Source organism: Mesorhizobium sp. M1217 (assembly GCF_040318275.1).
GTDB lineage: Bacteria > Pseudomonadota > Alphaproteobacteria > Rhizobiales > Rhizobiaceae > Mesorhizobium.
This window is the reverse complement of the sequence record NZ_JAMYMA010000023.1, coordinates 82523-102502: the sequence shown is the minus strand read 5'-3', so window position 1 is coordinate 102502 and position 19980 is coordinate 82523. Positions and strand designations below refer to the sequence as shown.

The following is a 19980-nucleotide window of genomic DNA, read 5'->3' as shown; positions in this document are numbered from 1 at the left end:
AGCCGTGAATCGATGAGGTGAGCTTATTTTTCGAGGAAAGTCGGCCCTTCGCCGATGATCTTCTTGTCCTCCTTGCCGATGACGTCGAGGTCACGGCCGTCATAGGGAAGTGACAGGAGAATGCGCTGCATGACCGCCAGCCGTGCGCGCCGTTTGTCGTTCGCCCGCACAATGATCCAGGGCGCGAACTCCTTGTGCGTGCGTTCGACCATCAGGTCGCGCGCCTTGGTGTAGTCGTCCCATTTGGTGATGCCGGCGATGTCGATCGGCGAAAACTTCCAGCTCTTCAGCGGGCTCCAGCGACGGTCATGGAATCGCTCAAGCTGCGTTTCCCTGCCGATGTTCAGCCAGAATTTGAAGAAATAGATGCCCTCGTTGCGGATCATCCGCTCGAAATGCGGAACCTCGTCCAGAAATTGCTCGTGCTGCGCGGGCGTGCAGAATCCCATCACCGGTTCAACGCCGGCGCGGTTGTACCAGGAGCGGTCAAAGGTGACGAATTCGCCCGACGTCGGGAAGTGGTCGACGTAGCGCTGGAAGTACCATTGTCCAAGCTCAGTGGGTGTTGGCTTGGTCAGCGCCACGTTGCGCGCCGTCCGAGGGTTCAGATACTGGCGCAAAACGAAGATCGTGCCGCCCTTGCCGGCGGCGTCGCGTCCCTCGAACAGCGACATCACCCGCTTGCCCGTCGACTGTAGCCACGCCTGCGCCTTGACCAGCTCGATCTGCAGCTGCTCGAGCCTCTCGTCATACCCCTCGCTCTTCATCTTCTTGTCGTAGGGATAGCCGCCGGCGGTCAGCTTGCGGTCCTCGACCCAGTCCGGAAGAGTGGGGGCCTCGATGTCGAACTCCCGCTCCTTGCCGTCGATCATGATCTTCAACGGCCCCGACGAACCTGTAGCGGGGCCTTCCTTGGCGTTTTTCATCGAGACGAACCTTTCCAGCTTCCGGACTCATGCTATTGGGAGCCTCCATGCCGGTCCAGCAGGAAGTTCTTGAGGTGGCCGCAGACGGAGCGCAGGCGACGGAGCGCAAATGGCCGACATCGGCACAGAGCGGAAAGGCAGGGCGCAAGCCGTCGCCATGCGGCTGTGGAACAGCCGCTGGCTGCTGGCGGCCGGCTTCGTTGCAGTTCTGATGGTCTATGGTTTTGCCGGCATATCCGGCTATGTGGTGCTGCTGGCAGGCGCCGTGCTGGTTGCCGCTGCGATGCTGCCGGCCGGCGTCGCGCATCAATCGACCGAAAATGCCGCGGCCATCGAGGCGAGCGGCCTGCAACGGCTTTCCGGCGAATATCTCGCGGCGGCGGTTGCCGATCCGCTGGTCATTTTCGATCGCTCCGCCGCCATCGTCCATGCCAACGCCGCCGCCTTTGCAGCCTTTGGTGGGATTGCCCCCGGCGTATCGCTGTCGCTGAAATTCCGCGCGCCGGAAATGCAGGCCTTGCTGGATAATATCTTGTCGGGCAACGTCGCTTCGGACAGCGTCGACTACATCGAGAAGCTGCCGGTCGAACGAGCTTATCGGGTGAGCGCGTCTTCTGTCGGCCACGCCACGGATCTCTACGTGCTGGTGTTCAAGGACCAGAGCGAGGCGCGCCGGATCGACAGAATGCGCGCCGACTTCATTGCCAATGCCAGCCACGAGTTGCGCACGCCTCTCGCCTCGATCGCTGGCTTCATCGAGACGCTGCGCGGGCCGGCCCGCAACGACCCCGCGGCACGCGAGCAGTTCCTGCAGATCATGCAGAACCAGACCAGCCGCATGGCGCGCCTCATCGACGACCTTCTGTCGCTGTCACGCCTGGAGATGAAGCCCTATCTCAAGCCGGGAACCGAGGTCGATCTGCGCCAGGCCATCGACAGCGTCATCGATTCGCTTGGGCCGCTGGCCAAGGAAAGCGGCGTCGTCATCGAGCGGGATTTCGCGCAAGGGCCGCTCGACGTGCCCGGCGATCGCGACGAGCTTTTCCAGGTTTTTGAAAACCTGCTAGAAAACGCCTGCAAATACGGTCAGTCCGGTGGACGCGTCGTGGTGTCGATCACGCGCGGCGACAGCGATCCCGAGCCGGGCATCGACGTCACCATCAGGGATTTCGGCCCCGGCATCCCCGAAGAACATATCCCGCGCATCACCGAGCGCTTCTACCGCGTCGATGTCGAGAACAGCCGGACCCAAAAGGGCACCGGCCTTGGCCTGTCCATCGTCAAGCATATCCTAACCCGCCACAACGCCAGACTCTCCATCAGGTCGGAGGTCGGCAAGGGCGCGGCGTTCACGGTCCATTTGCCGGCTCGCTGACGCCGTACTATCTACCACATGATGGGCCGTTTCTTTTTTCTGTCATCCGGCTAGCGTATCAGCGGGGATTCGAGCGAACGACTCAACCAGAAGATCCGGGAAGGCATTCGTCCATGCAGTCCGTGCACATCGTCAGCGCCTATGACGAGGAGCTGAAATATCTGTCGAAGCGCATCGCGGCGATGGGCGGGCATGCCGAGCGCATGGTCGAGCAGGCAGTAGCGGCGCTGGTCAATGCGAATCCGGGGCTCGCCCAGAAAGTCATTCGAGACGACCTGGTTCTGGATGAGGGGCAGCGTGAGATCGACGACAAGGCGATCATCATCATCGCCAAGCGCCAGCCGATGGCGACGGATCTGCGCGAGATCGTCGGCGCGATCCGCATCTCGGCGGACCTCGAACGGGTGGGCGACCTCGGCAAGAACATCGCCAAGCGGGTGGTTGCCGTCGCCGACGGGCGCCAGCCGAACAGCCTGTTCCGCGGCCTCGAGGCTTTGGCCAATCTGGCACTGACCCAGCTCAAGGAAGTGCTCGACGTCTACGCGTCGCGGTCGGTGGAGAAAATCGGTTTCGTGCGCGACCGCGACGACCAGATCGATGCCATGTACACCTCGCTGTTTCGCGAGTTGTTGACCTACATGATGGAAGACCCACGCAACATCACGCCCTGCACGCATCTCCTGTTTTGCGCCAAGAACATCGAGCGCATCGGCGACCACGCCACCAACATCGCCGAGACGATCTACTATATCGTCACCGGCGATCAGATGCCGGCCGATCGCCCGAAGGGCGACAAGACGGATAAGATAATTCTTCCCGCAACGCTGCCTGCGAAGTGAGTTCTCGAAACAAAACGTGGTGCCGCTAGATTTGCGACTTGGTGGAGTGGCTCTCAAATCCGAAAAGCAGCTCCCCTGCTGCTCGACACTAATGCGAATTTCGGATTCGCCACCTGAGAGCAAATTGCGCTAAGCTTTCGACGCGCCGACTTCTCAGTTCCGCGATGAAAGCCTGCCTTCAGGAGGCTGGGATGGAATATGTCCGCGAGTTTGCTCCCGCGCCGCCGATGTCGGGCATAATCGCTTGCGGCGTCTATACGGCTGGGCGGCGCATCGCCGACATACCGATCGAGGAAGCCGGCGAATGGGCCGGGAAGCCGGGCCATGTCGTCTGGATCGGACTGCTGGAGCCCGACCGCAATTTATTGCTGCGCGTCCAGGCGCAATTCCATCTGCACGAGTTGGCGATCGAGGATGCCGAGCATCCGCACCAACGGCCGAAGATCGAGCAATATGGTGATGCCCTGTTCATCGTTGCCCGCACGGCGCAGCTGATCGACAGCCGTGTCACCTTCGGCGAGACGCATCTGTTCGTCGGCGCTGGCTACATTGTCAGCGTCAGGCATGGCCCGTCGACCTCCTACGCCGCCGTTCGCCAGCACTGGGAAAGCTGTCCGCATTCCCTCGCCAAGGGCGAGGATTTCGTCCTCTACGCCATTCTCGATTTCATCGTCGACAACTACATGCCGGTGCTCGAGCAGATCGAAAACGAGGTCGAGGCGATCGAGGACAAGGTTCTGCTGAAGCCGATGACCGGCTCCGACATCGAGCGGCTTTACATGCTGCGCCGCGATCTCTTGCGCCTGCGTAATGCGGCCCTGCCGCTGGTGGAGGTCTGCCGGCGGCTGACCAGCGCCGATCTGCCGCAAATCCATACAGCCATGCACCCGCTGTTTCGCGACGTCACCGACCACATCCGCACGGTCCAGGAAAAGATCGACAGCCTGCGTGAGGTTCTCGCCTTCGCCTTCGAGGCGAGCCTTCTGGTCGGCCAGAGTCAGGAGACGGCGATCTCCAAGAAGCTTGCCTCATGGGCCGCCATCTTGGCCGTGCCGACAGCATTCGCCGGCATCTACGGCATGAATTTCAGCGACATGCCGGAACTGAGGATGGAATATGGCTACCCGGCCGTACTGGCAGCAATCGCCCTGATCTGCACGTTTCTTTACTGGCGGTTTCGCAAGAATGGGTGGCTTTGAAGAAAGGTGAATAGTGAATAGGGCTAAATGGGAGCTTTGCTTCTTACGCCAGGCTCAAGCCGCCACCATTCACCTGCTCCGCCGCCGCTCCGACGCCGGCTGGAACGCCACCCGGGCGTGGTACTTGCAGTAGGGTCCGGTTTCGGCGGCGTCGTTGCCGCAGAAATGGAAGTCTTCCGAAAGCGGATCGCCATTCGGCCACTTGCAGGTGCGCTCGTTCAGCTCGACGAGTTGCAGATGCCGGGAGATCGGCACGACGACGTTTTCGACCGGGCGGATATAGTGGCGCGACACCGGTTCGGCATCGAACTGCGCCTTGAGCGCGGTCGCACCGATCGACATCGACGTGGTGGCATGGCGCGTGGCGCTTGCTGCCCGCGACACCGATTTCTGGATCGTCGATCCCTGTACCGTCTTCTTCTGGCGTGCCGGTGATGCGGTTGTGCGTCCGCGGCCGGACAGTTTCAGCCGGTGCACTTTGCCGATGACCGCATTGCGGCTGACCCCACCAAGCTGTGCGGCGATCTGGCTGGCGCTGAGACCCTCCGACCACAATTTTCTGAGAAGTTCGACTCGCTCGTCAGTCCAGTTCATGAGACCGCGCTCCTGCTGAAAAGTGCGGCAATCGGAATCCATTCCCGACCCGGCTTCTGCCGGGCAGACACCACATATATCGGGTGATTAGGTCCGCCGCACGAAATCTAGTTATTTCTCTACTACAATTACCTTATGCGCTGACTCGGTGACAAGAGTCCCAAGGCCAACACGAATCGGTTTTTTCGGTTTTCCCCAACTTGCCCGGTCGCTTATGAGCCGGCATTGTGCTGGGGGGCTTGCCGCACGTCCTTGCGCGACCTTTTCGTTGACTTCACGGCCGAAAAACACGATAAGCCACAAGGGCCGCCGCTTTGGCGGCTTTTTGATTTTCCGGTTCCGGAGACGCATATAATGAGCGGTTCGGCGCTTTTCGAGACCTTTGTTCGCGCACCCCTGGCTTTCGACCACGGTGAAGGCACCTGGCTGGTCACCGACAAGGGCGAGCGATATCTCGATTTCGCAGGCGGCATCGCCGTGAATTCATTGGGCTACAGCCATCCGCATCTGGTCGCGGCCCTCACTGAACAGGCCGCCAAGCTCTGGCACGTCTCCAATCTGTACGAGATTCCGGGACAGAGCCGGCTCGGCGAGCGGCTGGCCGACGCCAGCTTCGCCGACAAGGTGTTCTTCACCAATTCCGGCGCAGAGGCGCTTGAATGCGCCATCAAGACGGCGCGGCGCTATCACTTCGTCAAGGGCCATCCCGAGCGCTTCCGCACTATCAGCTTCGAAGGCGCCTTCCATGGCCGCACCCTGGCGACCATCGCCGCCGGCGGCCAGTACAAATATCTGGAAGGTTTCGGCCCCAAGGTCGACGGCTTCGACCAAGTCGGCTTCGACGACATCGACGCCGCCGAAAAGGCGATCACGCCTGAAACCGCGGCGATCCTGATCGAGCCGGTGCAAGGTGAGGGCGGCATCAGGCAAGTGCCGTCGCAATCGCTGAAGCGGCTCAGGCAGCTCTGCGATCAGCACGGACTGCTCTTGATTTTCGACGAGGTCCAATGCGGCGTCGGCCGCACCGGAAAGCTGTTCGCGCATGAGTGGGCGGGTGTCACACCCGACCTCATGGCGGTGGCCAAGGGCATCGGCGGCGGCTTCCCGATGGGCGCCTGCCTCGCCACCGACGAGGCAGCGGCCGGCATGACCGCCGGCGTGCACGGCACCACCTTCGGCGGCAATCCGCTGGCCATGGCGGTCGGCAACGCCGTGCTCGACGTGGTGCTGGAAGACGGCTTTCTCGATGACGTCCGGCGCAAGGCGCTGCTCTTGAAACAGGGGCTGGCCGGTGTCGCCGACGAATTTCCGGACGTTATCGAAAGCATCAGGGGCACCGGCCTGATGCTCGGCCTTAAATGCGCGATGCCCAACACCAAGGTTACGGTGGCACTGCGCGACCAGCATCTCTTGACGGTTCCGGCCGGCGACAACGTTATCCGTCTGCTGCCGCCTCTCACCGTCACCGATGCCGAGATCCACGAGGGGCTCGAGCGCATTCGTGCCGGCGCCAAGAGCCTGGCGGATGCCATCGTCGCTGCCGCCGCGAAGTAATCCTGGAATTCCTGATGTCCCTTCGCCACTTCACCGATCTTTCCGCCGTTTCCGAAGGCGATCTGCGCTTCATGCTCGACGACGCAGCTGTGCGAAAGGCGAGGCTCAAGGCCGGCGAACGCACCAAGCCGCTCGAAGGCAAGGTGCTGGCGATGATCTTCGACAAGCCCTCGACGCGCACGCGCGTGTCGTTCGACGTCGGCATGCGGCAGTTGGGTGGCGAGACGATCATGCTGACTGGCACCGAGATGCAACTTGGCCGTTCCGAGACTATTGCAGACACGGCCAAGGTGCTGTCGCGCTATGTCGATGCCATCATGATCCGCACCACCTCGCATGACCGGCTGCTGGAACTGACGGAAAACGCTACGGTGCCCGTCATCAACGGGCTGACCGACGAAACCCATCCCTGCCAGTTGATGGCCGACATCATGACCTTCGAAGAGCACCGCGGTCCGGTGGCCGGCAAGACGATCGCCTGGACCGGCGACGGCAATAATGTCCTGCATTCTTTACTGGAGGCCTCTGCGCGGTTCCGCTTCAAGCTGAACGTCGCCGTGCCCGAAGGCAGCGAACCGGCTCAGAGGCATGTCGACTGGTCGAAGGCCAATGGCGGCAAGCTGAAATTCACTCGTTCGCCCGAGGAGGCCGTTCACGAGGCCGACTGCATCGTCACCGACTGCTGGGTCTCGATGGGTCAGGAGCACCGTGCGCGCGGCCACAATGTCTTCTTGCCCTATCAGGTCAACGCGGCCCTGATGGCGAAAGCCAAGCCGGACGCGCTGTTCATGCACTGTCTGCCGGCGCATCGCGGTGAGGAGGTTACCGACGAGGTCATCGATGGGCCGCATTCGGTGGTGTTCGACGAGGCCGAGAACCGGCTCCACGCCCAGAAGGCGGTTTTGGCCTGGTGCCTGGGCGCTTGATCCGGGCCGCCTTGATCCGGGAGTTCGTGGTGCCTATCTCAGGCGCATCACGCAAATCGAGCGCGTCTCGTCGCATGCGCCCCGGAGGGCGGCATCGCCGCGCCCCGGAGCTTTGTCATGTTGGAAACTCGTCAATTGGCTGAACATCAACCCAAGCTCGGCGAGTTCGGCTACGCCGGCGACGACCATGTCGTGCCGTTTGAGGTCGGCCCGCTCGACGTGCGCGGCCGTACCGTCCAGCTCGGGCCGATGCTCGACGCTATTCTCAGCCGCCACGAGTATCCCGAGCCGGTGGCACGACTACTGGCCGAAGCCTGTGTGCTGACCGTCCTGCTCGGAACTTCGTTGAAGTTCGAGGGCAAGTTCATTCTGCAGACCCGCACCGACGGGCCGGTCGATATGCTGGTCGCGGATTTCTCCACGCCGCACGCGCTGCGCGCCTATGCCCGCTTCGATGCCGACCGGCTGGAGGCTTTGACGGCTGCCGGCGAGACGTCGCCGCAGACGCTGCTCGGCAGCGGCGTCCTGGCGCTGACAATCGACCAGGGCGCCCACACGCAACGCTACCAGGGCATCGTCCAGCTCGACGGCGTCACGCTGGAAGAAGCCGCACGCACCTATTTCCGCCAATCGGAGCAGATTCCGACCGACCTACGGCTTTCGGTGGCCAAGCTTCTGACGCCCGGCGTCGGCGGTGCCCGCGAGCAATGGCGCGCCGGTGGCCTGCTGGCACAATTCCTGCCGCAGTCGCCGGAACGCATGCGCGTACCCGACCTTCCCGGGGGCGACGGCGATCCGGGTGAGGAAATCCACGACCCGGCCGACAATTCCTGGCAGGAACTGCTGGCGCTGCTTGGTACCATTGAACCGACCGAACTGATCGATCCGACGATCGGCGCCGAGCGGCTGCTTTACCGATTGTTCCACGAGCATGGCGTCCGCGTCTTCGGCGGCGTGCCGGTCGCCGACCAGTGCTCATGCTCGAGGGAGAAGATCCGCGGCATCCTCGAAGGCTTTTCCGCCGAGGAGATCAGGGACAGCACCGAGGATGGCAGCATTCACGTCGCCTGCGAATTCTGCTCGAAGCAATATGACTTCGACCCGGCGGAATTTGCAGCGGCTCGATAACGAGCATCAGTGCGGCTGCCTTCGCAGAACTTGGGTTCCTCGCCCCGCAAGGCGGGAAGAGGAATCCAAGTGAACGTCAATTGACGGTGCGCCGCGTGCCCGGCAAATCGAGCGAGAAGGCGGGGATGGCGACGTCGAAGGTCTCGCCCCGCTTGTTGCGCATTGTGTAGTGCCCGACCATGATGCCGGACGGGGTCGAGAGCGGGCATCCGGACGTATACTGATAGCTGTCGCCGGGGTTGAGTCCGGGTTGCTCGCCGACGACCCCGGGGCCGCGCACTTCCTCGACCTTGCCGGTGCCGTCGGTAATGTGCCAGTAGCGCGACAGAAGCTGCACGAACTCGTCCGACTGATTGTCAATGGTCACCTGGTAGCCCCAGACATAGCGGTTTTGCGGCGGGTCGGAGTGATCCTCCAGATAGAACGGCCTGACCTGCACTTCGATGTTGCGGGTGACGGCGCTGTACATAAACTGCTCCAAAGCAATGTAGATGGAACTTTCGACGCTCAGCGCAGTTTGATCAACGATGCGCGTCATCTCCTTGCCCGACTCAAGCGCAGGTGCCGAAAAACAATGTCATTTAAGTGACACATGACAATGATGGTGTGCAGGCTTGTGCCGGGCGACTCAGTGTTCTGTCGAATTGTTGAAAACGGCCGTCATGCGGCCGGCATTTCTGGAGTGACCAGATCTCGATGGAACCGACATTCGCAGCCGCCCTCTTTTCCATAGCTCTCCTTCTTTCAAATCTCGCCAGCATCCTGTTAGCTTCGCTGAAGCTGAAGCGACCAGCCAGGATCGCACCGCCCGCCGCCACCGTGCCACCGGTATCGATCGTCGTCCCGGCGCGCGGCGTCGAGCCGTTTACCGAGGAGACGCTGGAGCGCGCCTTCTCACTCGACTGGCCGCGCTACGAACTCATCTTCTGTGTCGCCCATGCCGACGACCCCGTGGTCAAGTCGATCACCGCTGCAATGGCGCGTTTTCCGGCTATACGCGCCCGGCTGCTCGTCGGCGACGACCGCATCAGCGGCAATCCGAAACTCAACAATTGCGTGAAGGGTTGGGAAGCGGCGCTTTATCGCTGGGTCATCCTTGCCGATTCCAACGTGCTTATGCCGAGCGATTATGTCCAGCAGCTGATGGCGGCATGGCGGCCCGACACCGGCCTCGTCTGCTCGACGCCAATCGGCTCGCGGCCTGAAGGGTTTTGGGGGGAGGTCGAATGCGCCTTTCTCAACACGCTGCAGGCACGCTGGCAGTACGCTGGAGAGGCGCTCGGTCTCGGCTTCGCCCAGGGCAAGAGCATGTTGTGGAACAAGCCGATGCTCGATGCCAATGGCGGCATCCGCGCGCTGGCCGCCGAGATCGCCGAGGACGCTGCCGCGACCAAGCTGGTCAACCGGCTCGGACTGCGCGTCAATCTTGTCGCTTCGCCCTTCGAACAGCCGCTCGGCCGGCGCACGCTTGGCGAGATCTGGTCTCGGCAGGCGCGTTGGGCGCGGCTGCGCCGCGTCACCTTCGCGCTGTTCTTCGCCCCCGAGATCCTGATCGGAGCGGCGCCGCCGCTGGTGCTTGCGCTGATCGCGGCGGCTGACGCCGGCGTCAGCCTGCCGGCAACCGCCATCGCCGTGCTGGTCGCGGCCTACCTGCCGGAATGTGCCCTGGCCTGGGTCAAAGGATGGCACCTGTCGCTGCGCACCATCCTGGCGATGATGGTTCGCGACTGCATGCTGCCGGCGATATGGGCGCGCGGCTGGCTGAGCGGCGCCGTCGACTGGCGCGGCAACGTTATGACCATCCAGACCAAGGCCGTCGCGGAGCTGGAAGAGACCCCGTCCGGCGCCTGACCGGCGCGTCCCCGCTCACCTCTGTTCGGTCAGCCCTATCCGGCGGCTCTCAGCGCTTGCTCGATGTCTTCGAGCAGATCGTCGGTATCTTCCAGGCCGACGGAAAGCCTGAGCGTGCCCGGCCCGATACCGAGCTCGGCGCGGGCCTCATCGGTCAAGTTCTTGTGCGTGGTCGTCGCCGGATGGGTGATCAAGCTCTTGGCGTCGCCGAGATTGTTGGAAATCAGCACGATGTCGAGCGCGTTCTGGAAAGCAAAGGCCGCCTGCTTGCCGCCCTTCACATCCAGGCAGATCAGCGTCGAACCACCCGACATCTGCTTCTTGACCACGGCCGCTTGCGGATGGTCGGCACGGCCGGGATAGATGACGCGGGCGATTTGCGGGCGCTCGGCGAGGAAATCCGCGATGCGGCCGGCACTTTCCGTCTGCTGGCGTACGCGCAGCGGCAGCGTCTCCAGGCCTTTCAGCAGGGTCCAGGCATTGAAGGGCGAGAGGCTGGGGCCGGTGTGGCGGAAATAGTCATGCAGGTTCTCGTCGATCCATTTTTTGTCCGACAAGATAACGCCTCCAAGGCAGCGCCCTTGGCCGTCAATATGCTTGGTGGCCGAATAGACGACGATATGGGCGCCGAGCTGCAAGGGTTTCTGCTGCAAGGGCGTGGCGAAGACATTGTCGACGATCAGCCTGGCGCCGATCGAGTTGGCAAGTGCCGCGACGGCGGCGATGTCGACCACCTCCAGCGTTGGGTTGGTCGGGCTTTCCAGGAAGAACAGTTTGGTGTTCGGCTTGACCGCCTGTTCCCAATTGGCGATGTCAGTGCCATCGACCAGCGTTGCCTCGATGCCGTATTTCGGCGCCAGCGTCTCGACCACCCAGCGGCAGGAGCCGAACAATGCGCGCGCCGCCACGATATGGTCGCCCGCCTTGGCGCTGCACAGCAATGCTGCCGTCACCGCCGCCATGCCGGACGCCGTGGCGCGCGCGTCCTCGGCGCCTTCCAGCGCGCACATACGCTTTTCGAACATGTCGACCGTCGGATTGGCATAGCGCGAATAGATGAAGCCCGGCTCCTCACCCTTGAAGCGCGCTTCCGCTGCTTGCGCCGTCTCGTAGACATAGCCTTGGGTGAGATACATCGCCTCAGAGGTCTCGCCGAAGCCGGAACGCAGCGTCCCGGCATGCACGAGTGCGGTCTGAGGCTTCCAGTCGCGCTTCTTGGTCATCATTCTATCCAAACACCAAAAATGGTCCAAACAACAAAAAACCGGTCGCGAAAGTCGCAACCGGTCCATATGGCCTTGCGGCCCGACGGTCCTTTAGCGACTTGTTTAACGTGGCTGCAAGCCGACCGGCCAAATCACCACGGGATAACGAGCTTTAGACCCGCGCCACGCTTGCGTCAATTGCCGGCATGATTAAGAGGGTTGTACCAAGCAGGTGCCAAAGGCGTCCAGTGTCGGACCTGCGGCAGAACAAGACCTCGCCCGGCGTTCGAACGGAGCCAGACCCTTGCGGCAGACAGGCATTCTTCCCGATCAGGATATTTCCGCGCTGTTCCAGACGGGCGCGCTGAAATCGCCGCGCACGCTCGATGCCGATCAGATCCAGCCGGCCAGCCTTGACCTCAGGCTCGGCGACAAGGCCTGGCGGGTGCGTGCTTCTTTCTTGCCCGGCCCGGACCACAGGGTTGTCGACAAGCTCGACCGGCTGAAGCTGCACGAGATCAACCTCGCCGAAGGTGCCGTGCTGGAAACCGGCTGCGTCTACATCGTGCCACTGCTCGAAAGCCTGGCGCTGCCCGCGCATATTTCCGCCTCGGCCAACCCGAAGAGCTCGACCGGGCGGCTCGACATCTTCACTCGGGTAATGACCGACCGCGGCCACGAGTTCGACAAGATCGCCGCCGGCTATGAAGGCCCGCTCTATCTGGAGGTCAGCCCGCGCACCTTCCCGATCGTCGTGCGCACCGGTTCGCGGCTGTCGCAGATCAGGTTCCGCACCGGCAATGCGCTGTTGTCGGAAAGCGAGCTGCACGAGTTGCACCGCGCCGAGATGCTGGTCGCCACCGAACCACCCAACATCTCAGGCGGCGGCATCGCGCTGTCGATCGACCTCGACGGCGACAAGGATGGGCTGGTCGGCTATCGCGGCAAGCACCACACCGGCCTGGTCGACGTCGACAAGCGCGCCGCGCAGGATGTCGTCGATTTCTGGGAGCCGCTCTACAAGAGCGGTGCCGGCGAGCTGGTGCTCGATCCGGACGAATTCTACATCCTGGTGTCGCGCGAGGCGGTGCATGTGCCGCCGCTCTACGCCGCCGAAATGACGCCCTTCGATCCGTTGGTCGGCGAGTTCCGCGTCCATTATGCCGGTTTCTTCGACCCCGGTTTCGGCCATTCGGCGTCGGGCGGCACCGGCAGCCGGGCGGTGCTCGAGGTGCGCAGCCACGAAGTGCCGTTCATTCTCGATCATGGCCAGATCGTCGGACGGTTGGTCTACGAGCACATGCTGAAACGGCCGCAAGCGCTCTACGGCACCGATCTCGGTTCGAACTATCAGGCGCAAGGCCTAAAACTGTCCAAGCATTTCCGCGCCGCGCGCTGAGCTTCCCCTTACTTTGCGGCCTATGCTGGCTCAAAGCGCCTTCACCGCCACCTTCACCGGCTGCTCGATTTCGAGCGGGTTGCGCAGAGGCAGGCCGAAATCCTTCGCCTCGATCTCGAATACGTCGCCGGGCTCGGTCCTGATGCCGTCGGCGAAGGACAGCGTCGCCGTGCCGAACATGTGCACATGTACGTCGCCCGGCTGGCGGAAGGCCGAGTATTTGAAGTGGTGATGCTCGAGATTGCCAATGGTGTGCGACATGTTCGCTTCACCCGACAGGAACGGCTTTTCCCAAAGCAGCTTGCCGTGGCGCAGGATGCGTGAAGCGCCGCGAATGTCGGACGGCAGGTCGCCGATCAGGATCTCCGGCCCGAACGAGGCGTTGCGCAGTTTCGAATGGGCGAGGAAGAGATAATTCACGCGCTCGGTGACGTGGTCGGAAAACTCGTTCGACAGCGTGAAGCCGACGCGGAACGGGGCGCCGTCGTCGCCGATCACATAGATTCCGGCGATTTCCGGCTCCTCGCCGGCATCCTGGGCGAAGGCGGGCGACATGAGCGCCGCGCCGGGCGCCACTGCCATGGTACCGTTGCCCTTGTAGAACCATTCGGGCTGCACGCCGATCTGGCCCTTCGCCGGCTTGCCGCCCTCCAGCCCCATGCGGAACATCTTCATGGAATCGGTCAGCTGTTCCTCGCCGCCATCGCTGAGCTTCTTGTGCATGGAATCGCGGGTCGCGGCGGAGCCGAGATGCGTCAGCCCGGTGCCGGTGAGATGGAGATGCGCCGGATCGGGATGGTTGATCGGCGACAGCAGCCGTCCCTTCTTGTAGGCTGCGTCGAGATCGACGGTTTCGCCGAAGCCCTTGCGCTCGATCAGGGCGACAAGCCCGGTGCCGGTGCGCGCGGCTTCCATCGCCAGCGAATAGACGCTGCGGGCCCCGTTGATGACGCGGGTCTTGCCGCCGTTGCGGGCAACGACGCGGATCGTCTCGGCGTCGTCGAGGATCTGTGAGATCAGCATGGTAACCCTCTCTGAATTGCGGCCTGCCTTCTTGGCAAACCCTGCCCGGCGCGGCTCGGACCCTGTCCACGCCGCGGTTGAAATTCTTCGTCCGGATTGCGCTCGCGGGTCAGGCCCCTCGGGGGACTTCTTCGCGCCGCCCGGCAGCGCCGCGATGTGACCCGTATGCCTCCTGGTTGCCTCTCAAGCCTTGTTCTTGTTGTAGACGTCGAAGACGACGGCGCCGAGCAGCACCAGGCCTTTGACCACCTGCTGCCAGTCGACATTGACGCCCATGATCGACATGCCGTTGTTCATGACGCCCATAATGAAACCGCCGACTACCGCGCCGATGACCTGGCCGACGCCGCCCATCGCCGAAGCGCCACCAATGAACACCGCGGCGATGACGTCGAGTTCGCTGCCGAGGCCCGCCGCCGGCACCGCCTGCCCCAGGCGCGCCGCGATAATCAGGCCGCCGAGTGCCGACAGCACGCCCATGTTGATGAACACCATCAACGTCAGCCGTTCGGTCTTGATGCCCGATAGCTGGGCTGCCTTGGCATTGCCGCCCATCGCATAGATGCGGCGGCCGATCGTCATGCGTTTGGTAACGAAGACGAACAACGCGATCAGCACGCCCATCACCATGAGAACGATGGGCAGGCCCCTATAGGTGGCGAATTGGTAGACCAGAAACAGCGCCAGCCCGCTGATCACCAGGGTCTTGACGACGAACAGCGAGAAAGGCTCGGCTTCGTAGCCATGCCGCTCGCGGGTGCGCCGCGCCCTGAGCCCGAAATAGGCATAGGCGAGCACGGCGGCGAGGCCGATCACGATAGTCGTCAGGTGCAGCGTCAGGCCGCTGCCGACAATGGTTTTGCCGGCGGCGTTCACGGTCGGTGGTATCAGCGTCAATGGGCCGATCAGGTCCGGAATGAAGCCGGAACTCAGCGCCTTGAAGCCGACTGGAAGCGGCCCCACGGAAGACCCGCCACCCAGCAGCGCCTGACAGATGCCGCGGAAGATCAGCATGCCCGCCAACGTGACGATAAAGCTCGGTATTCGGTGATAGGCAATCCAGTAGCCTTGTGCCGCGCCGATCGCGCCACCCACGATCAGGCAGATGATCGACACCACCAGCGGATTGCTCAATGGGCCAAGCGGCCAGATAACCATCATCATCGCCGCCAGTGCGCCGATGAAGCCGGCGACTGAGCCGACGCTGAGATCGATATGGCCCGAAACGATCACCAGAAGCATGCCCAGCGCCATCACGATGATGAAGCTGTTCTGCTGCACGAGATTGCTGAGGTTCACCGGCTTGAACAGCGTTCCGGACGTGGTGAACTGGAAGAACACCATGATTGCGATCAACGCCAGCACCAACCCGTATTCGCGCAGATTGGTGACCAGCGCCGAGACGGCAATGCGAGGTGCCTGTTGTATATCCTGGGCGACGCCGGTTTGCGGCCCGGGAGCGCTTTCGGTGCTCATGATGCTTTCCCTTCTCCACGGACGATGGCGCGCATGATCTTTTCCTGGCTGGCGTCGCTCGCCGCCATTTCGCCGACGATGCGTCCTTCGTTCATGACGTAGATGCGGTCGGTGATGCCGAGCAGTTCGGGCATTTCCGACGAGATGACGATGATTGCCTTACCCTCGGAGGCGAGACGCGCGATGATCGTATAGATTTCATATTTGGCGCCGACATCGATACCGCGTGTCGGCTCGTCGAGGATCAGCACTTCCGGATTGGCGAACAGCCATTTCGACAGCACCACCTTCTGCTGATTGCCGCCAGAAAGGTTGCCGGTCATCTGGTAGACGCTCGAGGCGCGGATATTGGTCCTGCCGCGATAATCGTTGGCGACGGAAAGCTCGCGCAAATCGTCGATCACGCCATGGCGCGAGACGCCGGGCAGGTTGGCCAGCGTGATGTTATGCTTGATATGGTCGATCAAGTTGAGACCGTAGGTCTTGCGGTCCTCCGTAACATAGGCGATGCCGTGTTCCACCGCCTTGCTCACCGAAGAGACATCGATCGGCTTGCCGTTAAGGAACACCTCGCCCGTGATGCGACGGCCATAGGACCGGCCGAACAGGCTCATGGCAAACTCGGTCCGGCCGGCGCCCATCAGCCCGGCAATGCCGACCACCTCGCCCTTGCGGGCGTTGAGGTTGATGCCCTTGATGACCTGCCGCTCGGCATGGATGGGATGGTAGACCGACCAGTTTTTCACTTCGAGAACGGTCTCGCCGATCTTCGGCTCTCGCGGCGGGTAGCGGTCGTCGAGCGAACGGCCGACCATCGAGGTGATGATGCGGTCCTCCGAGATGTCCTTCTTGGCCAACGTCTCGATGGTCCGGCCGTCACGGATGATCGTGACCTTGTCGGCGACCCGGTTCACCTCGTTGAGCTTGTGGGAGATCAGGATCGAAGTGATGCCCTGCCGCTTGAATTCGAGCAGCAGATCGAGCAGCGCCTGGCTGTCCTTTTCGGACAGGCTCGCCGTCGGCTCGTCCAGAATGAGCAGCTTCACTTCCTTGCTGAGCGCCTTGGCGATCTCGACCAGCTGCTGCTTGCCGACGCCGATATTGGTGATCAGCGTGTTGGGGTCTTCCTTGAGGCCGACCTTCTTGAGCAGGGCGCTGGTGCGCGTCTCGTTGGCATTCCAGTCGATGACGCCGTATTTGGCCTGCTCGTTGCCGAGAAATATGTTTTCGGCGATAGACAGCATCGGCACCAGCGCAAGCTCCTGGTGGATGATGACGATGCCCTTGCGCTCGCTGTCATGGATGCCTTTGAAATGGCACTCATCGCCGCGATAGATGATCTGGCCGTCATAGGTGCCGGACGGATACACACCCGACAGCACCTTCATCAGCGTCGACTTGCCGGCGCCGTTCTCGCCGACCACGGCATGGATCTCGCCTTCCTCGACCATGAGCTTGACGTTCGACAGCGCCTTGACGCCGGGAAACGTCTTGGTGATGTCGCGCATCTCCAAAATCGTCGATGCCATTGAGAATACCACTCCTGCGAGGTCCGCAAACAATACCGGGCTGGCTCGCCAACGAAAAGGGGCCCTGCCTGCGCAGGACCCCAGGCTTTGTAACCGCGATTACTTCAGTTCTTCGGCCTTGATGTAGCCGGAGTCGACCACCAGCGCCTGGTAGTTCGACTTGTCGACGTCATGCGGCGTCAACAGGATCGAGGGAACGACCTTGACGTCGTTGTTGTAGGTCGTGGTGTCGAGGCCTTCCGGCTTGCCGCCCGAGAGCACCTTGTCGACGAGTTCGACCGTCGCCTTGGCGAGTTCGCGGGTGTCCTTGAACACGGTCGAATACTGCTCGCCGGCGATGATCGCCTTGACCGAAGCGGTCTCGGCGTCCTGTCCGGTGACGATCGGCCATGGCTGATCGGCAGTGCCGTAGCCTACGGCGCGCAGCGAAGCGATGATGCCGCGCGACAGGCCGTCATAGGGCGAGAGCACGCCATCGACGCGGCTGCCGTCCGAGTAGTTGGCGGAGAGCAGATTGTCCATGCGGGCCTGGGCGGTGGCCGCCAGCCAGCGCAGCGTGCCGACCTTGTCCATGCCCATCTGGCCGGACTTCACGACGAGGGTCTTGTCGTCGATCAGCGGCTGAAGAACCGACATGGCGCCGTTATAGAAGAAGAACGCATTGTTGTCGTCCGGCGAACCGCCGAACAGCTCGATGTTGAACGGACCCTTCTTCTCGGGATAGCCGAGGCCCTTGAGCAGCGATTTGGCCTGAATGACGCCGACGCCGAAATTGTCGAAGGTGGTGTAGTAATCGACATTTGGCGTCTTCTTGATCAGGCGGTCGTAGGCGACGACGACGACGCCGGCGTCATTCGCCTTCTGCAGCGCGTCGCCCATCGTGGTGCCGTCGATCGAAGCGATGATCAGCGCCTTCGGGCCTTTGGTGATTTCGTTTTCCAGCTGGCTGAGCTGGTTCGGAATGTCGTCCTGCGCGTATTGCAGGTCGACAGTGTAGCCCAGAGCCTCGAGCTGGGACTTGACGGCGTCGCCGTCGTTGATCCAGCGCTGCGAGGTCTTGGTGGGCATCAGCACGCCGACCAGGCCTTCGCCCGCTTGCGCCGGCAGCGTCATAGCCGCGATGCCTAGGGCCGCGACGGCGGCCAGTGTCTTGATAATCTTCACATTAACTCTCCCTGGTTGATGGACGCGTACCCTTGGGTTTCGTGGGCCGCGCAATCGTGCAGGAGCGCCAAACGCGCCGCTGCCGTCAATCGATCTCCGGTATCCTCCCAATCGGCCCCGAAACTCTGGTTCAATCGATACGAGTTTTCCCTCGTCACCGACCGTCAAGTCTCAGGACGCGCGAAGGGTGTGTCGCTTTGCCATAACTGTCAAATGCGATCTTTGATGGTTGCTATATCGAGACTGATATGGCTTAGGCTAGTGACGACGCTGCCGGATCCAGCTGGGGCGCCGGGCGTAGGAGTAGGGAAAAATCATGGCGGCGCTGCGAAATCCTGGTGGAATATCAGCCGGTTACGATGAGATTCCGCGCGATGGCGGAACCCTGCTGCGCAGCGGCTTGAGCCTGCGTCACATGCGTATGATCGCAGCCCTCGACGAGCACGGCCGGGTGAGTGCCGCGGCCCAGGTCATGAACATCTCGCAGCCGGCGGCTTCGCGCATGATCGCCGAGATGGAGGCGGTGCTCGACGTCAAGCTCTGCGAAAGGCTGCCGCGTGGCATCACGCTGACGCCCTATGGCAAGGCGTTGGCACGGCGCGCGCGGTCGATCCTGCTCGAGATGCGCGAGGTCGACCGCGAGATCTTCGAGCTCAAGGCGGGCAAGGGCGGCTCGGTGTTCCTGGGCGCGGTCACGGCACCGGCGATCGAGCTGGCGGTGCCGGCGATCCGCGAGATCCGGCGCCTCTATCCGCGCATCGAAATCACCATGCAGGTCGAGACCTCGAACGTGCTGGCGCGCGAGCTGATCGCCTCTCGGCACGATTTCATCATCGCCCGCATCCCCGACGACCTCAATCCGCGGCTGTTCGAGGCCCGCGTCATCGGCGTCGAGAAGGCCTGCCTGATCGTGCGCCGCGGCCACCCGCTGACCAAGGGCAAGGCAGTGCGGTTGGAAGACACCGCCGCCTATGACTGGGTTTTCCAGTCGGGCGGCTCGCCGCTGCGGCAAGCCATGGAAAGCAACTTTTTGAACCGCAACATCGCGCTGCCGGATCGCATCCTCAACACCAGCTCGCTGTTACTGACTCTGGTCATGGTCGCGCAATCCGACGCGATCGCGCCGGTGTCGATCCAGGTCGCGAAGTTCATTCAGAACCCCGAAGGGCTCGACGGCGCCATCGACGTCGTCCAGACCGAGTTCGACATCGAGGTCAGGCCCTACAGCCTGATCACGGTAAAGAACCGCGCGCTGTCGCCGGCGGCCAAGATGCTGCACGATTTTATTTTGCGGGAGGTGGGCTGAGGATTGGAGCGGGTAGCGGGGCGCATCCCGTGGCCGGCCAGACGACCAGACAGGCCCACCAGCAGCGGCGCCGATGCACGTCGGCCACAACTGCTGCGTGATGCTCAAAAAAAGCCCGCCAGCAGAAGCCAGCGGGCCAAGGGTAGACATTCCGGTTGGGGTCATTCGAGGCCCCGCCGACCCTCAATGTGAGATATTCGACGAACTGGCACATCGGCCAAACAGATGAAGGACGGCCAGCCGAGCTGTAAAACTGCCTGTAAAGCCGCAAGTTTTCAACATCGCCAACTCAGGCGCAACCCGTGTGGCAAAAGCTGGAGCGGGTAGCGGGAATCGAACCCGCGCGTTCAGCTTGGGAAGCTGACAAGCTACCATTACATCATACCCGCGCTGGTTCCTCCGATATCATGGCCCGGCGCCGATGCGCAATCCGGTTTGAGGGCTCGGCTTGATGCCGGGCGGTCAACTGCGTATTTCTGGGCATGT

Annotated in this window: 17 protein-coding genes, 1 tRNA gene and 1 riboswitch; of the genes, 9 read left to right on the top strand and 9 right to left on the bottom strand. The window is 62.4% G+C overall.

Annotated elements, in window-relative coordinates:
* Positions 1 to 23 precede the first annotated feature (23 nt).
* Positions 24 to 926 (bottom strand): polyphosphate kinase 2, encoded by a 903-nt coding sequence (ppk2, locus tag NKH37_RS29700; protein WP_352482484.1) that lies wholly within the window; start codon positions 924 to 926, stop codon positions 24 to 26.
* 109 nt (positions 927 to 1035) lie between these two features.
* Here ppk2 and NKH37_RS29695 point away from each other — a divergent pair, with 109 nt between their 5' ends.
* From NKH37_RS29695 to NKH37_RS29685, 3 genes are all read left to right on the top strand, one after another.
* Positions 1036 to 2301, top strand: coding sequence for an ATP-binding protein (locus tag NKH37_RS29695; protein WP_352493784.1), 1266 nt, complete (start codon positions 1036 to 1038; stop codon positions 2299 to 2301).
* A 113-nt stretch (positions 2302 to 2414) separates the two neighbouring features.
* On the top strand, positions 2415 to 3140 hold the full coding sequence (gene phoU, locus NKH37_RS29690; protein WP_023719498.1) for a phosphate signaling complex protein PhoU: 726 nt from the start codon (positions 2415 to 2417) through the stop codon (positions 3138 to 3140).
* Positions 3141 to 3331: 191 nt separating this feature from the next.
* Positions 3332 to 4339: a magnesium and cobalt transport protein CorA gene (locus tag NKH37_RS29685; protein ID WP_023677347.1), complete on the top strand. Its 1008-nt coding sequence runs from the start codon at positions 3332 to 3334 to the stop codon at positions 4337 to 4339.
* Positions 4340 to 4408: 69 nt separating this feature from the next.
* Here the strand turns inward: NKH37_RS29685 and NKH37_RS29680 are convergent, their stop codons facing one another.
* Positions 4409 to 4933 (bottom strand): GcrA family cell cycle regulator, encoded by a 525-nt coding sequence (locus NKH37_RS29680; RefSeq protein ID WP_023719497.1) that lies wholly within the window; start codon positions 4931 to 4933, stop codon positions 4409 to 4411.
* 354 nt (positions 4934 to 5287) lie between these two features.
* On the opposite strand from NKH37_RS29680, the gene NKH37_RS29675 reads away from it, so the two are divergent.
* The 3 genes from NKH37_RS29675 to NKH37_RS29665 all read left to right on the top strand — a co-directional run bounded on the left by NKH37_RS29675 (position 5288) and on the right by NKH37_RS29665 (position 8541).
* Complete coding sequence (locus tag NKH37_RS29675) at positions 5288 to 6487, top strand: aspartate aminotransferase family protein (RefSeq protein ID WP_023719496.1); 1200 nt, start codon at positions 5288 to 5290, stop codon at positions 6485 to 6487.
* Positions 6488 to 6501: 14 nt separating this feature from the next.
* Positions 6502 to 7413: an ornithine carbamoyltransferase gene (gene argF, locus NKH37_RS29670; protein ID WP_031194171.1), complete on the top strand. Its 912-nt coding sequence runs from the start codon at positions 6502 to 6504 to the stop codon at positions 7411 to 7413.
* 117 nt (positions 7414 to 7530) lie between these two features.
* Positions 7531 to 8541, top strand: coding sequence for an Hsp33 family molecular chaperone (locus NKH37_RS29665; RefSeq protein WP_353006244.1), 1011 nt, complete (start codon positions 7531 to 7533; stop codon positions 8539 to 8541).
* 76 nt (positions 8542 to 8617) lie between these two features.
* On the opposite strand, the gene apaG is transcribed toward NKH37_RS29665, so the two are convergent.
* Entirely contained in the window at positions 8618 to 9010 is a 393-nt protein-coding gene (gene apaG, locus NKH37_RS29660; RefSeq protein ID WP_254816331.1) for a Co2+/Mg2+ efflux facilitator ApaG/CorD, read from the bottom strand.
* A gap of 227 nt (positions 9011 to 9237) precedes the next feature.
* Here apaG and NKH37_RS29655 point away from each other — a divergent pair, with 227 nt between their 5' ends.
* Positions 9238 to 10392: a ceramide glucosyltransferase gene (locus NKH37_RS29655; RefSeq protein WP_353006242.1), complete on the top strand. Its 1155-nt coding sequence runs from the start codon at positions 9238 to 9240 to the stop codon at positions 10390 to 10392.
* A 35-nt stretch (positions 10393 to 10427) separates the two neighbouring features.
* Here the strand turns inward: NKH37_RS29655 and NKH37_RS29650 are convergent, their stop codons facing one another.
* Positions 10428 to 11618: an O-succinylhomoserine sulfhydrylase gene (locus NKH37_RS29650; protein ID WP_352790956.1), complete on the bottom strand. Its 1191-nt coding sequence runs from the start codon at positions 11616 to 11618 to the stop codon at positions 10428 to 10430.
* Positions 11619 to 11688: 70 nt separating this feature from the next.
* Positions 11689 to 11766, bottom strand: a riboswitch (SAM riboswitch).
* A gap of 135 nt (positions 11767 to 11901) precedes the next feature.
* Here NKH37_RS29650 and NKH37_RS29645 point away from each other — a divergent pair.
* The gene (locus tag NKH37_RS29645; RefSeq protein WP_353006240.1) at positions 11902 to 12996 is read left to right on the top strand and encodes a 2'-deoxycytidine 5'-triphosphate deaminase; all 1095 of its coding nucleotides are present in this window, start codon (positions 11902 to 11904) and stop codon (positions 12994 to 12996) included.
* A gap of 30 nt (positions 12997 to 13026) precedes the next feature.
* Here the strand turns inward: NKH37_RS29645 and araD1 are convergent, their stop codons facing one another.
* The 4 genes from araD1 to chvE form a co-directional block, all read right to left on the bottom strand.
* Positions 13027 to 14019, bottom strand: coding sequence for an AraD1 family protein (gene araD1 / locus NKH37_RS29640; RefSeq protein ID WP_352493788.1), 993 nt, complete (start codon positions 14017 to 14019; stop codon positions 13027 to 13029).
* A 183-nt stretch (positions 14020 to 14202) separates the two neighbouring features.
* On the bottom strand, positions 14203 to 15495 hold the full coding sequence (mmsB, locus tag NKH37_RS29635; RefSeq protein WP_023719488.1) for a multiple monosaccharide ABC transporter permease: 1293 nt from the start codon (positions 15493 to 15495) through the stop codon (positions 14203 to 14205).
* Positions 15492 to 17024, bottom strand: coding sequence for a multiple monosaccharide ABC transporter ATP-binding protein (gene mmsA, locus NKH37_RS29630; RefSeq protein ID WP_023719487.1), 1533 nt, complete (start codon positions 17022 to 17024; stop codon positions 15492 to 15494). Before mmsA ends, mmsB begins: the two co-directional genes overlap by 4 nt.
* Positions 17025 to 17123: 99 nt before the next feature.
* Positions 17124 to 18188 carry a multiple monosaccharide ABC transporter substrate-binding protein gene (gene chvE / locus NKH37_RS29625; RefSeq protein WP_023719486.1) on the bottom strand — a complete coding sequence of 355 codons (1065 nt, stop codon included), beginning with the start codon at positions 18186 to 18188 and terminating at the stop codon, positions 17124 to 17126.
* 316 nt (positions 18189 to 18504) lie between these two features.
* Here chvE and NKH37_RS29620 point away from each other — a divergent pair, with 316 nt between their 5' ends.
* A complete protein-coding gene (locus NKH37_RS29620) occupies positions 18505 to 19494 on the top strand; it encodes a LysR family transcriptional regulator (protein ID WP_352482475.1) in 990 nt (329 codons plus the stop codon).
* A gap of 315 nt (positions 19495 to 19809) precedes the next feature.
* Here the strand turns inward: NKH37_RS29620 and NKH37_RS29615 are convergent.
* A tRNA-Gly gene (locus NKH37_RS29615) sits at positions 19810 to 19883 on the bottom strand.
* Positions 19884 to 19980 lie beyond the last annotated feature (97 nt).

Coding starts and splice junctions, on each gene's coding strand:
- ppk2 (WP_352482484.1), bottom strand. CDS start 926: ATGAAAAACGCCAAGGAAGGCCCCGCTACAGGTTCGTCGGGGCCGTTG.
- NKH37_RS29695 (WP_352493784.1), top strand. CDS start 1,036: ATGGCCGACATCGGCACAGAGCGGAAAGGCAGGGCGCAAGCCGTCGCC.
- apaG (WP_254816331.1), bottom strand. CDS start 9,010: ATGTACAGCGCCGTCACCCGCAACATCGAAGTGCAGGTCAGGCCGTTC.
- argF (WP_031194171.1), top strand. CDS start 6,502: ATGTCCCTTCGCCACTTCACCGATCTTTCCGCCGTTTCCGAAGGCGAT.
- NKH37_RS29680 (WP_023719497.1), bottom strand. CDS start 4,933: ATGAACTGGACTGACGAGCGAGTCGAACTTCTCAGAAAATTGTGGTCG.
- mmsB (WP_023719488.1), bottom strand. CDS start 15,495: ATGAGCACCGAAAGCGCTCCCGGGCCGCAAACCGGCGTCGCCCAGGAT.
- NKH37_RS29620 (WP_352482475.1), top strand. CDS start 18,505: ATGGCGGCGCTGCGAAATCCTGGTGGAATATCAGCCGGTTACGATGAG.
- NKH37_RS29650 (WP_352790956.1), bottom strand. CDS start 11,618: ATGATGACCAAGAAGCGCGACTGGAAGCCTCAGACCGCACTCGTGCAT.
- NKH37_RS29665 (WP_353006244.1), top strand. CDS start 7,531: ATGTTGGAAACTCGTCAATTGGCTGAACATCAACCCAAGCTCGGCGAG.
- NKH37_RS29655 (WP_353006242.1), top strand. CDS start 9,238: ATGGAACCGACATTCGCAGCCGCCCTCTTTTCCATAGCTCTCCTTCTT.
- araD1 (WP_352493788.1), bottom strand. CDS start 14,019: ATGCTGATCTCACAGATCCTCGACGACGCCGAGACGATCCGCGTCGTT.
- NKH37_RS29685 (WP_023677347.1), top strand. CDS start 3,332: ATGGAATATGTCCGCGAGTTTGCTCCCGCGCCGCCGATGTCGGGCATA.
- phoU (WP_023719498.1), top strand. CDS start 2,415: ATGCAGTCCGTGCACATCGTCAGCGCCTATGACGAGGAGCTGAAATAT.
- mmsA (WP_023719487.1), bottom strand. CDS start 17,024: ATGGCATCGACGATTTTGGAGATGCGCGACATCACCAAGACGTTTCCC.
- NKH37_RS29675 (WP_023719496.1), top strand. CDS start 5,288: ATGAGCGGTTCGGCGCTTTTCGAGACCTTTGTTCGCGCACCCCTGGCT.